Below are 14,775 nucleotides of genomic sequence, written 5' to 3'. Positions count from 1 at the left end.
TTGTTGAGATAGTTTTTTGGTTTTTTACCTAGTAACAAAAAACGCGACACTTTTTGCTAAAGGGTCGCGTTTTTCATGGGTTATATACACTAAAGCAAATTACATGCTTTGCGCGTAGTTATACAGTGCTTTTAAAATTGTAAGATTTTTTTCACTGTCATCATGCTCATGCGCTAGGTTTTCAAGGGTGATCATAAAATCTTGTGCGCTGATTGAGGGTTGATCTTCGCCATGCATTAACTTGCTTTGACAATATTGACGCCATTGATCAAGCTCTTGTTGGTTTAGCGTTTGTGGCCAGTTACGGGCGCGGTATCTAAACAACAAAGTATTAAATTTAGGATCTTCAAATTCAAGCTTTAAACTTGCCAAGTCTTCAGGTTTTGCATCACGAATAATCGCAAATTTGGCTTTATCAGCATGGCTAGTAAAGCCATCATATAATAAGTAATCCACGTTCGTGGTGGCGCTGTAATCGCCTTGCTCATTAAATACCTCAGTGACTTTATCGCGAAGCTCGGTATTGGCTTTTAAAATGGCTAAATTAGTCAAGCATTGCTCTCGGTCAATACCCAAGCGAGCAGCGTTTTCAGGCAGTAGTGTTTTAGCTGGTGCTAAAATAGGGCACTTGTTTAAATGCACCAGCTTTAAACCTACGGGTAAATCACCCTCTGCTAAATCTATACGTTTGGTGTATAAACGCTTGCGTAACTCTTCTACATTTAAATCAAGTAATACCTGTGGGTTTTGGGTTAAATCAAAACAAATAACCGCGTTTTTATTAACAGGATGAAAGCTCATAGGTGCCACCCACGTGGTACAACCCTGGGTTGCTGGAATACGCGACGATGTATGCACTAATGGCGTCATGTTAAACACGTCCACCAATTCAGCAAGGGCTTTTTTATTGCGCAAACTAAAAAAGAAGTGATACAGCTTAGGCTGCTTTTCTTTTATTAATTTAGCCAGTGCAATGGTAGCCGTTACATCACTTAATGCATCGTGCGCAGCGGCATGTTCAATACCATTAGCGACAGTTAAATGCTCAAGTTTAAAACTTGGGCTGCCATCTTCTTTTAACGGCCATTCAATACCCTCAGGGCGAAGTGCATAGCAGGCGCGCACTAAATCTATAATATCCCAACGGCTGTTATTGTTTTTATATTCACGCTCATATGGGTCGTAAAAGTTACGATAAAAGCTATATCGGCTTACTTCATCATCAAAGCGAATACTGTTATAACCAGCCACACAGGTATTAGGCACGCTAAATTCGGCATGAATTTTAGCAATAAACTCAGCCTCAACTAAGCCTTTTTGCATCGCCACTTGTGGGGTAATACCAGTAATTAGACACGCCTCAGGATGGGGTAAATAATCCGCTTGCGGCTTACAGTACTCAATAAGCGGCTCGCCAATAATATTTAAATCAAGATCGGTGCGCACACCTGCAAATTGGCTCGGCTTATCCTTTTGTGGGCTTGCCCCCCAGGTCTCGTAGTCGTGCCAGTAAATAGTTGCTTGGTTTTGCTCTTGATAAGCCATTTAAAAACCCTTTAAGTTAGCTTGAAACGGTTTATATACCGCCAAGTTACTAAATTTATGAATTATTTAGATTATGGCATATGGGCGAGGGAGTTTATAGGTGTATGAAATTAAATGGTATGGCATTATGTGGTTAAAAAATAATATGTTGTTTGCTATAAGTATTAAATATTATTTATTAGATAATTTAGTTCGTGTGAGTTATGTGTCTTATATGTAAATTTATGGGGGATTTAAATGGAATTTGAATATATTAATGAGGACAAACTAAATAGTCTTGCTAAAAGCAGAGGTGTGAAGAAGTTAAACGTGCAAAGTGCTGTAAATTTGCTTAAATATGATGGCAATTTTATGAGCGAAGTCAATGAATTATCGTTAAATGGAAAGAAAGTAATTTCAGTTGAAGAGCCAGGCACATATTTATTATTAAATTATTTGTCTGAAATGTTAAAAACAACAGCTAATACCCAACAATCAGATAAAGATTTAATATTAAGAACATTGATTCAACTACTTAGAGAAAAAACTAGTAAATTTATTTACAGGCTTGATATAAAAAAATTTTACGAATCAATCCATCCAGAGGTAATTTACAATAAAGTTTTTAGTGATTTAAGGCTATCGCCAAACTCAAAAAAATTGATTTTACTCTACCTAAATAGTGTGGAGGATTATGGGTTCGAAGGTATAGGAAGAGGGACTACCTTAAGTGGGAGTTTAGCAGAGTATTTTTTAGAAGATTTCGATAAAAATGTTAAAAAAATAGAAGGTGTGTATTTTTATGCAAGATTTGTGGATGACATAATAATTTTTAGTTTCGATGAAATTATTAATATCCAAGAAAAGCTAACTAAATTGTTACCTTCAGGGCTGGTTTTCCATAGTAAAAATGAAAAATTCCAAGAGATTTCATTAAATGACGACACTTTAAAAACATTTAATTATTTAGGCTATAGTTTCGAAGCGAACAAATCTAAATTAAGTAAAATAGATATATCAGAGAATAAAGTAAAAAAAATAAAAGGTAGGCTTGTTAAGTCGCTTTTATCCTTTGGTGAAGATCGAAATGAAGAGTTGCTTCTAAAAAGGTTAAAATTCATCACCGGTAATCGAAGAGTTGAATTCAAAAATGGAAGAAGTTTTAATTTGGGTCTGTACCACAGTTATAAGTATATAGATATTACTAACTCCTTATCTCTGAAAGAAATTGATAGGTTCTATAGAAGTATTTTATATTCAAAAAAATCTAGAATAAGACAGCTAATTAAAGTCGAAAAAATTGAAAAGAAGAAGCTGAATTTTGTCAAAAACCTTTCATTTAAAAGTGCTTTTTTAAGTAAACCGATATATTCATTTGAGGATATTAAATTAATAAAAAGGTGTTGGACTAATGCTCAATAAAATAAATCAAGATGATACTTTGAGAGTGCTAGCAACAGAAGTAACACCTTTTGAAACACCTTTGCTTTTCTCCAATACTGGTTTCTATAAAAATTACAAAGAAAAAGAAAATATACCTAGTTTTCTAGTTGGACTCATTGAACAAAAGCAGTCGGACTATTCGATTCCTTTTAGTTTTAAAATAGACAAAGATGTTAATTCATATAGGGTACTATCTTTAATTCACCCGTCTTTACAAATAGATATAGCTTCTTTTTATGAGGCTTTTTCATCAAGAATACTAAACTCATGTTCAATTAGTGAGTTTTCTATAAGACATCCATCAAAAAAAGCATCAAGGTATTATACAAGCGAGTACATTTATACAGAAGAGCATTTGAAATCAAATTCTGTAGAGCTTGATTTAGAAGAAAACCAGTATCAAAATTCATACTATTCATATAAAAAGTTTCAACATATAAATTTTTTTACAAGCTCCAAAGAGTTTTTATACTTAGAGGAGAAATTTAAATACCTTTTAAAACTTGATGTACAAACATGTTTCGACTCTATCTATACACATTCAATATGCTGGTCTGTTAAAAATAAACGATTCGCCAAAAATAATACAAATAAAAACCTAAAAACTTTCGAAAATGAGTTTGATAGTTTAATGTCCAAGACTAATTATAATGAAACAAACGGTATTATAACTGGCCCCGAATTTTCAAGAATTTTTAGTGAGGTTATATTTCAAGGAATAGACTCGGAAATTTACAAGGCCTTAGAGAAGTTGGATATCATCTGTGGAGTAGATTACGAGATAAGAAGGTATGTTGATGATTACTTCCTATTTGCTAATAATATTAGTAAGTTAGATATAATCGAAAGAAAAATTATTGATATGCTTTATTATTACAAGCTATCAATAAACAAAAGTAAGAGAGTTTTTCAGGAAAGGCCTTTCTATACATCTAAAGATATTGCTATTGATAAAGTCAGAGAATTAATAAAATCAGTTAATATTAAGATCACAGAACTTAAGCCCAACGATGAAAAGTTTATTAGGCTACCCTCTATGAAGAGGATTAAGAGGGAGAATGTTGTTACCCAATTCATCCGAGATGTAAAGTCTGTCATAAAAGATGTGAATGTTGAGTTGCTAGATGTCACAGCTTACATACAGAAATCACTTAGTAAACTAGTTTATTCGATGATTGATAAGTATGAATTTCAACCTTTACAGATAACCAATAGTGATTTCGAATATTTTGCTTCTTATTTTGATATTATCTTGTATTTCTATTCTCTAGACAGAAGAACTTCGACTTCTTTCTCATTTTGTCAGCTGATAATAACTCTACATGACTTTTCTAGTAGGAAATCTTTAATTTATTCTCACTACTTCCGAGATAAGCTTTCCCACTACCTACAATTAAAAATATTACAAATGGATCGTGAATATCAAGAGGGCATGAAAATTGAAGTTTATAATTTAGCTTTGACTCTTGAATACATAGCAGAAAATATACAAGAAAGGTTACCTGATAATAGCTTCAGGAGGCTTATTGGGCTAAAAGATTATAATTATTTTGATTTCATATGTTTGATGCATATTGCTGGGAAAAATAAATCGTTATCTCACTATATTCCATCCATGACGATACAAGCTGAAGATTATATGACGAAGATCATGCAGGACTTAGGTTTTAAATCCGCAGAACTTATACATATGCTTTTAGATTATCTTAGTTGCCCATTCATTACCTGTGAAAGAAAAGTCATCTATTTAAAAAGTGTTATTTGCAATTCTGAACTTAAAGATAAACTATCAAGAGTAAAAGTGAAACTTCCAAAAGAAATAGTGTCTTTAGAAAAAGAGTTAAAAATAATAATAGATTATTCGACTAGTCGTTACTGGTTTTCTAATTGGGATAAAGTAGATATCTGGAATTTATTAATGAAAAAACAGTTGAATCCTACATACTAATCAATGTACTGTTAACCAGAACCTAGTATGAAGTAGTGTCGTTTAATAGCACCCTAGTTCTGCTTTCCCATTGTGGGAATCCGCCCGAGATATACTCTTAGGGTTGGCCGAAAGGCACACACAAAAGGTTTGTGATGGCTACCAAAATTGGTGGCCATCAAATTTAATGTTCACCTTTTTCTAATCCTTTCATCAATGGGTTAAGTAAACTACCAACTTTCTCTAATCATATGCAAATAAAAATAAACATTGTCCTAATTTACTCATTTCTTGTATCTACTAGTGCCTTTGCGGAGCTTGCAAAAGTTAAAGTAAATGGCTTTGATATTGAATATGAAATGGCGGGTAGTGGTAAACACACTGTTTTACTCGAGGCGGGTGGCTCTGCAGGGCTGAGTGATTGGGATCCCATTTATAACTCGCTTATCAAGCATGCAAAAGTAATTCGCTATTCTCGAATTGGCAATGGCGGCTCAGCGCAAATAAAGAAAAACTATAGCTCTGAGGAGTATGCTGCTGAAGCTTTACTATTACTTAAAGCGTTAAAAATTGAAGAACCTGTGATTTATGTGGCGCATTCTTATGGTGCTTATATCGCAAGGGTATTTGCAGCAAGCTACCCTCATAACATTAAAGCGTTAATGTTAATTGAACCCGCCTCAGAGCATGATGTTGATATTATGCGTAAGATTGATTTACCGCGCGCTGAAAAAGAAATTGCCGCTATAAAACGTGATGATATGAAAAACGGCATGTCGAATCAGTATTTAGACTTTTGGTCGAAGCGACCTTTGCCCGATTATCCACAAATAGCAGATATTCCCGTGACGGTTATTGCCTCAGTTAAAAAATATGAAAATCCATCGGTGTTATTTTTTACTGATAAAGGGCGTGAAATGTGGGGAGAACTGCATTTAAACTGGGCTAATGCTTTTCCTCAAGGTGAGATAGTGCTAACCAGTGAAAGTTACCACTATCCACAAAATGATGAGCCAGAAATGGTGATCACCCAGCTAGTCAGGTTACTTAATCGCACTGATTAATTTTTAGTTTACAAAAATATACACAAGCCAAGTTTTAATTCTGTTATTTGGGTCGTTATTCTGTAAAATTATCGGCTTAACATTTGTGACCTAGTCGTTACATTTGTTGTTGGGGTTAATTATTCAATTAATATAAGCAGACGTTATGATTTTTTATATTATTGGGTTAAGTACGCTTGTTATTATTTTGTGTGTGGCGCTTTATGTGATTTACAGCAATATACGTAAGAGCCGAGTAAGAAAGTCAAAAGAATATAATGTGTTATTTGATAAAGACACCATCATTGATGATCTTATTGCTCAACTTAGCGAGAAAAACCAAACCCAAGAAAACCAGGAAAAAACAATTAAAGGCAAACAAGAGATCCTTGCAACATTTATAGATTTGCATCGATCGGGTAGTTTTTGTGCGCATTTAAGCGAACAAGAAATTACGTATTTTGTTAAAAAGAAACTAAACATGGAGAGTACTAAAAATGGATAGCGAGCAACAAGCAGTCGCTGAGGCAAAAAATACCTCATTTATGGCACGTTTTGGCCGTCGTAATGTGATTTTACTAACATCCGTTGTTGTGGTGTTAGCAGTGATTGCAACATTAACTTCGCAGGTTATTTCATGGAATGAAGCCGATGAACGGCTAGTTCATCAGTCAGCTTTTACCGGTAATTTAACGGTAATAAATCAAGCGGGCCCTTACTTAAAAGCATTTGGCACGACATCAGCCTATAAAAAAGTTATTTCAATTAACTTTACCGGCGATAGCAGTGCAACAGCCAGTGCTATTGTTCCGTTAATTCCTATTCGATTCTTAGATACCACGACTGGTGGAGCACGAGGTGTTTCCCGCTTTAGATTACCTGGCAACGTACCCGCTAGTGAGTCGGGCGCTTTGCGTGGTTTATTAAAAATTCATGAAGAATTTGGCTCTCAAGAAACCCTAATTTCTAACCTTTTAATGCGTGCGACCACTGAAAATGTAAAAGCGTCGGCTCGTATGATGTCGGTTGAACAACATTATTCAGGTGGTAATGGCCAGTTAAGCCAGGATTTTTCTGATCAACTGACTAATGGTATTTTTGTTACTGAGCAAATTATTAGTACCGGTGAGCGTGATAAAACAGATGATTTAAGTAACTTAAGTAAGCAACAGCGCGTTACTATTAATATTAAAATGGATGATGAAGGTAATCCGCTACGTAATGCGCCTATTTTAGGCTCTTATGGGATCACAGTCGTTGATGCGAGTATTATTGATATTGATTACGAAAATAAAGTAAATGCACGTTTAGAGGCGCAAAAACAAGCGGCTGCTGATGAAGCGCTGGCAAGACAAAACCTTAAAAAAGCAGAGCAACAAGCACGTACTGAAGTGGCATTAGGCGAACAAGCGATTGCAAAGCAAAGAGCTGAGTCTGAAAAGCTAAAAATTAAAGAGCAAATTGATGCAGAACGAATAAAAGCGAATGCGATTATTTCTGCTCAGCAACGTGTAGCTGTTAAAGCGGAGCTTGCAAAAGAGCAAGAAGAAATTTTAAAACAGCAACGCTTAGAAGCATTAGGTATGGACGTTTTAGCTGAAGCACGTTTACGCGCAAAATCAGCAGCGCTTGATCCTAAGTATGTATTTGATGAAACACTTAAAGCAGAAGTTAAAATTCAAACGGCTTTATTTAATAGCTTAGGTAACAGTCGCTTAGTGCCTGAAATTGTTATAGGTGCAGGGCAGGGTGAGCAAAATAATGGTTCTGAATTTATGCGCTTACTGGCGGCCGACGCGGCATTGAGCCTTAAGAAGCGTTTAGAAAAAGAGAAAAAATAAACGTTAAAAATCATTATAAAGCCCTAGCTTTAATTGCTAGGGCTTTTTTTGTGGTATCGCTTTGTAAGTGGTGAGTTTAAAACTTAGGGCACAAAGCGTGGCTAAAGCCTTTTTCGGTTAGCAAAAAAGTGGCGCTGGGCGTCGAAAATATATATTCCTCATGAAGAAGAAACGCAATTGTTCCTTTTATTTGCTCACCTTGATGATCTGAGGCATCGCTAATTAATTGTTCAGGATCTAACTGGCTTGGGCTTGGAAAGTTATTATAAAGATGCTTAAAAATTAACGTAGCAATTGTGTTAAAGGTATCGTTATTTTTCATTTTTGGAGAGTCCTTAATTTATATATGTAGCAACAAACTGGCTGTTTTAAATATGATTTTTAAATAATAACACATTAAAAATAGGTACATGATCATCCTACTATTTTTTTAAGCTTTAATTTTGCAAGCTGCTGCTTTCATTTATTAAAATGATGATTAATTGTCATGCTTACCCTGCTAAAAAGTAGTTTGTGTGTTGCTGTTGTGTTGCGCAAAATCACAAGGTGTAATTGAAGAGTTGTAAAAATACGTTATCATTGTAAAACAACATGTAAAATCAAGCAGGTACTTAGCTCACGCTGACCAAGTTCGAGTTAATAATATCAACAAGGCAAGCAAGGACAAATTATGACACCTATGAAACCTTTAGCACTAGCAGTGGCTATGGTTGTTTTTTCACATCCGGCACATGCAGATACAGATCTTGATAAAGTAAAGCAGCAATTAAGCAGCTTACAAAAACAAGTGGAAATGCTGCAAAAGCAACTTGCGAAAGCAGAGCAAAAAAGTGAAAAGACAATCGAACGCACCATTGAAGTGAAAGAAGATACAGCTGAAGTTAAAGTAGCTAAACATGAACACAAGCCTCAGGGAATTAAAGTTGGTGGTGCTGTTCGAACCAACTACAGCCATACTTCGTATGATGACGATAATAAAAATCGCGGCGGCGATTTTGACTTTGATATTTTTCGTCTAAATTTCTCAGGCGATGTGGGTGATGTAAAACTAAACGCTGAAATTCGTTTTTTTGATTACATGACAGCTGTTAAATACGCCTATGCTGCTTACGATTTTGCTGATGATTGGCAAGTTCAAGCAGGTATTACTCAGGTTCCTTTTGGTAACTGGCCTTACAATTCACATAACTACTTTTTCAGCACTAACTATTACGTTGGCCTTGAAGACGACCACGATTTAGGGGTGTTATTTAAGCGTAAAATTGCCGATAACTGGCAGCTTGATTTAGGCTTTTTCAAAAATGATGAATTAGGTGGTGTTGATGGTTATGTAGATAACCGCAGCGATCGCTACTCATACGATATTGTTGGTTTTAGAGAAGCTGGTGATGGTGTTTACGCTGAGCCGACCAATCCAATTGGCGAATATAATACGTTCTCAGGTCGTTACGGCTACCACATAGAGCATGAGGGTGGTAAAACTGAAATTGGTGTGTCAGCGCTTGCTGGTGGCTTGCATGATGGTGTTGACCGCGCAGGTGACTATAACGCATGGGCGCTTCACTTAAACAGTAATATGGGCCCTTGGAACTTGCAACTTCAACACGGTGAATATAACTACGATATTGATAACGTAAACCGTATTGCTGTAGGCGCTTACTCGTTTTACGATAGCATGGCAGCGGAAGCAACTATGTCGAGTGCAAACGTAGCATACAGTGTGCCGGTGCAATGGGGCGCAGTAACAAACTTACAGTTTTATAATGACTACAGCGCTATTTACGACAAATCAGACAACAGCAAAGATACGTGGATGAACGTAACAGGCTTTTCAGTAGCTGCAGGTGGCTTATTTACTTACTTTGATTTAGTTCATGGTAAAAACATGCCGTTTGTTGGCGGTTCATTAGCGGGCGATAGCAGCGAAACTGAGCGTCGCTTCAACATTAATATTGGCTATTACTTCTAAGCTAATATTCAAAGCACACGTCTATATACCGGGCGTGTGCTGCCGTCGTTTTAAAAATTATTTTTACCCTACCAATTTCAGCACCTACAAATTGATAAATCTCTAATCAACTTCTAGTATAAAAGTTCAAATGGAATTAAATAAATAATCCATATAGCTTAGCTGGAGGCTAGACATCGATGTTTGTCGTTAATGAGCAGGTATTATCTGATGTAAACAAAAACTTTATTATTCCCCCAAAACCGCAAATTTTAGATGATCTTGATAGATTAGCACGTCAAAATGAGCCGTCTTTAATGGCTGCTGCAGATATCGTTGCTAAAGATGTGGCCATATCGTCTGCTATTTTAAAAATTGTTAATTCACCCGCTTACGGCTTAGTGCGAAGCATTGCTGACATAAAACAAGCCATCATGTTTTTAGGTTGGAATGGCATAGAAGCACTTATTCCTGCGCTTAAATTAAAGCAAATGTTTTTACAAAAAACATGTTGTATTAGTTTAGAGCGTTTTTGGGATAACGCGTCTGAAATTGCTAATGTAAACATGATTGTTGGGCAGCGAGTAAAAAATAAAATTCCAGTTGAATACTTATACACTCTCGGTTTATTTCATGATTGCGGCATAGTTCCGATGGCGATTAAATATGACGACTACGTCAATGTGCTGCATGGTTCAAATAGAAGCAGTAAAGAAAGTTTAGTTGATATTGAAGATCGTGTTTATGGCGCTAATCATGCCATTATCGGCTATTACTTAGCATCGAGTTGGCATTTACCAAGAGATATTTGCCAGCTTATTCTACGCCATCATGATTTAAGTTTACTTGAGGACACATCCGATCCTAATCAACAGCTCTGTTTTTGTGTGTTAAAGCTCTCTGAAAGCATAGTAAATAGTATTTTACGTGATGAAAAAATTAAAGATTGGGAGCGCCTTGAACCGTTTATACTTAAAAAGTTAAATATGTCTGAAGATGAATATATTGATTTACAAGAAGAAGTTATTGATTACTTAAATCAGTAAATAATCATGCCTGGTTTGCAGCCTAGTTAAACGAGCGGTTATTTGTCGCTTTTATTAAAACGAATATGCTCAGTTTAATTAGACTAAAGTCTATAGGTTAGTTTTTTTCACTTATTGGTTTGTTTTTAATCGTTTGTCGAGATTAAGTAAACACTCTAAAGTTTAGTTGTCGGCAACAAGCACGACTAACCAAATAGGAAACTAATCATGAAACGCTCACTTATCAAAACCATCGCTCTTGGCTCTTTATTAACTTGCTCAGCTGCTGTAATGGCTGATCAAAGTGACTACAAGTTAATGGTTATTGAAGAGGCTGCAACAGCCCCACAAGAATTCGAAGTTGCATTTAACAGTTGCGCATTAAATGTAAAATCAAAAAACTACAGCCAAGCTGAAGAAATTTGTTCAAAAGCAATTACATTATTACAGCAAAGTACAGGCCCACGTTTTAAAGTACGTGAGCTGACTTCATTTGCTTTAAGTAACCGCGGTGTTGGCCGTTTAATGGCTAAAAACGAAACCGCAGCGTTATCTGACTTTTACGAAGCACAGCAAATATCAGGTAACGAGTTAGTGTCGCACAATTTAACACGTGCTAAGCAAGATCTTGCTCTATAAAATCTATTAGTGATTAAAAAAGCCCATGCTAATTTAGTTAGCATGGGCTTTTGCATTTATGTAGTTGGCTTATTTCATGTCTGTAAATTATTGTCGATTAAAAGTTGAGTCAATTTTTTTAATCCTTTACCTTTGTTGGTTATTTTCCATGCAAGGTATAAGTCTTGAATAGGACGTGGTTCAATGAGCTCCACAACATGAAGTTTTTTAGCTTTAATATGTTCAGCAATAAGGTTTACTGGTAAATAACCAATCCCGATTCCCGATAAAATAGCGGTAATTTTTTGTTTTACGGAGCTTACATAAAAACGTTGACTACCTTCGATTAAATTAGCTGACCACGGAATACTTTGTTTTGCAGAGTCATGAACTATCACTGTGGTGTATTGACCAAGCTCACTAGGCTTGATGGGTTTTTGCTCTTTTGCTAAAGGGTGGGTTGGGTGAACCACAAGTACATTTTGAATATCCGTTATTTTCACTGCCCTGATCCCTTTTTGAGCAGGCACGGGGGCGGGTGCACCAATCACTAAGTCAACATTGTCTTCTATTAACGCCTCCCATGTACCGCTCATGACCTCTTCTTTTACATCAATTTCAATGCTTTTATGTTCAATTAAAAATTGTTGCAAAGCAGCAAAAACATTAGTTACGTCAATAATTGAGTCACAAGCAATCCGCATTCTAGGCTCCCAGCCATTAGCTATGGTTTGTGTTTGCTCCGATAAATTATTTATAGCATTGAGCACTTTACGCCCCTCGCTCAGTAAATGTTTACCTGCGGGGGTTAAAACTGCTCGCCGACCTTGGCGCTGAAACAAAGTTACATTTAATTGCTCTTCAAGTTTATTAACAATATACGACAGGGCTGATGGCACTTTATTAAGTTGCTCTGCAGCGGCTGCATAACTGCCACGATGCTCAATGGCGTCTAATACCAGTAAAGCTTCTATGCTAATGGGGGGTGTATTCATCATCATACCAAATATTAACTGTTCAAAATATTTGAACATATAAAGCAAATAATAGGAGTTATTTAATTTTAATTCAACTTATACAATAGCTGCATAATCAACAGAAACAATACAGGTAAACATTATGACGATTAAAAATATCACAGCTGTCATCACAAAAACTGAACAGTCTTTTGCAACACTACCATTAAGGCTTATTGCAGGATTAGTGTTTAGCGCTCATGGGGCACAAAAACTGTTTGCGTGGTTTGGTGGCTATGGCTTGGAAGGCACAGGGCAATGGATGGAGTCGATTGGCTTAGCACCGGGCTATTTAATGGCATTAATGGCGGGTGGCGCTGAATTTTTTGGTGGGTTACTACTCATCGTTGGTTTGCTGGTGCGTCCTGCGAGTTTTGTACTGGCTATCACTATGGTGGTTGCTATTTTTACCGTACATATAGATAACGGCTTATTTATGAGCAACAACGGTTACGAGTTTGGTTTATCGTTGTTGGCAATTACCTTGGCCTTATTTATTCAAGGAGCTGGAAAGCTATCCCTTGATGGAAAAATTCATAACAAATTAAACCAATAAGCTGATCATATAACTGATTGAACTTTAAGCTGCCAATCTGCGTAAGGTTGGCACATTCTACATACTTAGGAGGCGGACATGGGATTACTTGTTAACGGTGAATGGGTCGATAAATGGTACGACACCGAAAAAAGCGACGGTAAATTTGTACGCCAAGACAGCCGTTTTAGGGATACTATTTCATCAGCGCCACAAAGCAAATTTACCCCTGAGGCGGGGCGTTATCATTTATATGTATCGCTAGCGTGCCCTTGGGCGCACAGAACGATTATTTTTCGTAAATTAAAGCAGCTCGAAGACATTATTTCTATGAGTATTGTTGAAGCTCCCATGATGGAAAACGGCTGGGAATTTGGCGAGCAGGGCGATCCACTTTATAACTTAGATTACGCCTATCAATTGTATTTAAAAGCCGATCCTAGTTATGAAGGGCGGGTTACTGTGCCGATTTTATGGGATAAAAAAACGCAAACTATTGTAAATAATGAATCAATAGAGATTATTCGTATGCTTAATAGTGCGTTTAATGAGCTCACTGGCAATACTGATGATTATTATCCAGAGCCACTTCGTGAAGAAATTGAAGCCGTGAATAACCGTGTCTATAACACCATTAATAATGGCGTATATAAAGCCGGTTTTGCTACTACACAAGAAGCTTACAACGAGGCTTACACCGCACTATTTGATAGTTTAGACTGGCTAGAAGCGCGTTTAGCTAAGCAGCGCTATCTCGTTGGTGATGTTATTACAGAAGCTGATTGGCGTTTATTTACAACCCTCATTCGCTTTGATGCGGTGTATCACGGGCATTTTAAGTGTAACCGTCAAAAATTAAGCGAGTTTCACCATATTAGCAATTACGTTAACGAGCTGTACCAAGTACCGGGTGTTAAAGAAACAGTCGATTTAGAGTACACAAAGGTGCATTACTATGTAAGCCACTTAACGATTAATCCAACACAAATAGTACCGCTGGGTGCAAAGCATCATTTTGATGCTCCACACGACCGTGAACGTCCATATTAATTAATGTTTATTCTTTTTGAGGAAAGACCATGATCAATCATTATCCAAAGAATAGTTTAGGCAGTGCCGATCACGGTTGGCTTAAATCTAAACATCATTTTAGTTTTGCACATTACTATAATCCGACACGTATGGGCTTTGGTACACTACGCGTTGTTAATGATGATTGGGTTGCACCTGAAATGGGATTTGGAGCGCATCCACACAAAAATATGGAAATTATTAGTTTCATACGCAGTGGTGCCATTACTCATCAAGATAGTATGGGTAATAAAGGCATAACCGAGCAAGGTGAAGTGCAGGTAATGAGTGCAGGCACAGGTATTGTGCATTCTGAGTATAATCGTACCAATGAGCCACTTACTTTTTATCAAATTTGGATTCAAAGTAATAAACAAGATGTGCCGCCGCGTTGGGAAAGTAAAAAATTTCCGACCGACGTAGCTAACGAGCTTACGCTTTTAGTGTCGGGTTATGCAGAAGATGCGGGTAACACCTTATTTATCAATCAACAAGCACGCATTTATGGTGGAAAGCTTGCAAAAGGTACCACCATCACTCAGCGTATTGATCATCAAGCTTATGTACTTGCATCTGATGGTGCATTTACTGTAGATGACAAAAACAGTGTAATTACCATGAACAAAGGGGATGGTGCTGAGGTCACTCATGCTGATTTTATCACGCTAACTGCAGCAACAGAGTGTGAAATAATTATTATTGATACACTAGCCTAGGCTATTCGGCTTAGTTGGGTTTATCTTAATGGCGCAGTAAACACTGCGCCATTGTTTTAAAAACATAC

The 14,775-nt window shown here is 36.6% G+C and carries 14 protein-coding genes; 11 read left to right on the top strand and 3 right to left on the bottom strand.

The window, feature by feature from the left end; all coding sequences use genetic code 11:
- Positions 1-99 precede the first annotated feature (99 nt).
- Positions 100-1,545, bottom strand: a complete 1,446-nt coding sequence (gene sbcB, locus KK487_RS08915; RefSeq protein ID WP_024602968.1) for an exodeoxyribonuclease I — start codon at positions 1,543-1,545, stop codon at positions 100-102.
- A 237-nt stretch (positions 1,546-1,782) separates the two neighbouring features.
- Between sbcB and drt3a the strand changes: the two genes are divergently transcribed.
- The 5 genes from drt3a (at position 1,783) to KK487_RS08890 (ending at position 7,778) form a co-directional block, all read left to right on the top strand.
- Complete coding sequence (gene drt3a, locus KK487_RS08910) at positions 1,783-2,946, top strand: antiviral reverse transcriptase Drt3a (RefSeq protein WP_036954402.1); 1,164 nt, start codon at positions 1,783-1,785, stop codon at positions 2,944-2,946.
- On the top strand, positions 2,936-4,915 hold the full coding sequence (drt3b, locus tag KK487_RS08905) for an antiviral reverse transcriptase Drt3b (RefSeq protein WP_215521714.1): 1,980 nt from the start codon (positions 2,936-2,938) through the stop codon (positions 4,913-4,915). Before drt3a ends, drt3b begins: the two co-directional genes overlap by 11 nt.
- Positions 4,916-5,145: 230 nt before the next feature.
- Positions 5,146-5,958 carry an alpha/beta fold hydrolase gene (locus KK487_RS08900; protein ID WP_036954440.1) on the top strand — a complete coding sequence of 271 codons (813 nt, stop codon included), beginning with the start codon at positions 5,146-5,148 and terminating at the stop codon, positions 5,956-5,958.
- A 145-nt stretch (positions 5,959-6,103) separates the two neighbouring features.
- Positions 6,104-6,442 (top strand): hypothetical protein, encoded by a 339-nt coding sequence (locus KK487_RS08895; RefSeq protein ID WP_024601607.1) that lies wholly within the window; start codon positions 6,104-6,106, stop codon positions 6,440-6,442.
- A complete protein-coding gene (locus KK487_RS08890; protein WP_036954443.1) occupies positions 6,435-7,778 on the top strand; it encodes an SPFH domain-containing protein in 1,344 nt (447 codons plus the stop codon). Before KK487_RS08895 ends, KK487_RS08890 begins: the two co-directional genes overlap by 8 nt.
- A 76-nt stretch (positions 7,779-7,854) precedes the next feature.
- Here KK487_RS08890 and KK487_RS08885 read toward each other — a convergent pair whose 3' ends face one another.
- Positions 7,855-8,100, bottom strand: coding sequence for a hypothetical protein (locus KK487_RS08885; RefSeq protein ID WP_013465128.1), 246 nt, complete (start codon positions 8,098-8,100; stop codon positions 7,855-7,857).
- Positions 8,101-8,448: 348 nt separating this feature from the next.
- Between KK487_RS08885 and KK487_RS08880 the strand changes: the two genes are divergently transcribed.
- The 3 genes from KK487_RS08880 to KK487_RS08870 all read left to right on the top strand — a co-directional run bounded on the left by KK487_RS08880 (position 8,449) and on the right by KK487_RS08870 (position 11,390).
- Positions 8,449-9,747, top strand: a complete 1,299-nt coding sequence (locus KK487_RS08880) for a porin (protein WP_036954447.1) — start codon at positions 8,449-8,451, stop codon at positions 9,745-9,747.
- 179 nt (positions 9,748-9,926) lie between these two features.
- Positions 9,927-10,772: an HDOD domain-containing protein gene (locus KK487_RS08875; RefSeq protein ID WP_013465126.1), complete on the top strand. Its 846-nt coding sequence runs from the start codon at positions 9,927-9,929 to the stop codon at positions 10,770-10,772.
- 207 nt (positions 10,773-10,979) lie between these two features.
- Positions 10,980-11,390 carry a hypothetical protein gene (locus tag KK487_RS08870; RefSeq protein ID WP_013465125.1) on the top strand — a complete coding sequence of 137 codons (411 nt, stop codon included), beginning with the start codon at positions 10,980-10,982 and terminating at the stop codon, positions 11,388-11,390.
- Between the two features lie 74 nt (positions 11,391-11,464).
- Here the strand turns inward: KK487_RS08870 and KK487_RS08865 are convergent, their stop codons facing one another.
- Entirely contained in the window at positions 11,465-12,364 is a 900-nt protein-coding gene (locus KK487_RS08865) for a LysR substrate-binding domain-containing protein (RefSeq protein ID WP_036954450.1), read from the bottom strand.
- A gap of 124 nt (positions 12,365-12,488) precedes the next feature.
- Here KK487_RS08865 and KK487_RS08860 point away from each other — a divergent pair, with 124 nt between their 5' ends.
- The 3 genes from KK487_RS08860 to KK487_RS08850 all read left to right on the top strand — a co-directional run bounded on the left by KK487_RS08860 (position 12,489) and on the right by KK487_RS08850 (position 14,707).
- Complete coding sequence (locus KK487_RS08860) at positions 12,489-12,941, top strand: DoxX family protein (protein WP_024601611.1); 453 nt, start codon at positions 12,489-12,491, stop codon at positions 12,939-12,941.
- A 78-nt stretch (positions 12,942-13,019) separates the two neighbouring features.
- Positions 13,020-13,970 carry a glutathione S-transferase family protein gene (locus KK487_RS08855; RefSeq protein WP_024601612.1) on the top strand — a complete coding sequence of 317 codons (951 nt, stop codon included), beginning with the start codon at positions 13,020-13,022 and terminating at the stop codon, positions 13,968-13,970.
- Positions 13,971-13,999: 29 nt separating this feature from the next.
- The gene (locus tag KK487_RS08850) at positions 14,000-14,707 is read left to right on the top strand and encodes a pirin family protein (protein ID WP_128583792.1); all 708 of its coding nucleotides are present in this window, start codon (positions 14,000-14,002) and stop codon (positions 14,705-14,707) included.
- The last annotated feature ends 68 nt before the right edge of the window (positions 14,708-14,775 follow it).

Origin of the sequence: Pseudoalteromonas sp. SiA1 (genome assembly GCF_018732205.1) — a bacterium.
GTDB lineage: Bacteria > Pseudomonadota > Gammaproteobacteria > Enterobacterales > Alteromonadaceae > Pseudoalteromonas > Pseudoalteromonas tetraodonis.
The sequence above is the reverse complement of the archived record's forward strand: the minus strand, read 5'-3'. Positions and strand labels throughout refer to the sequence as shown.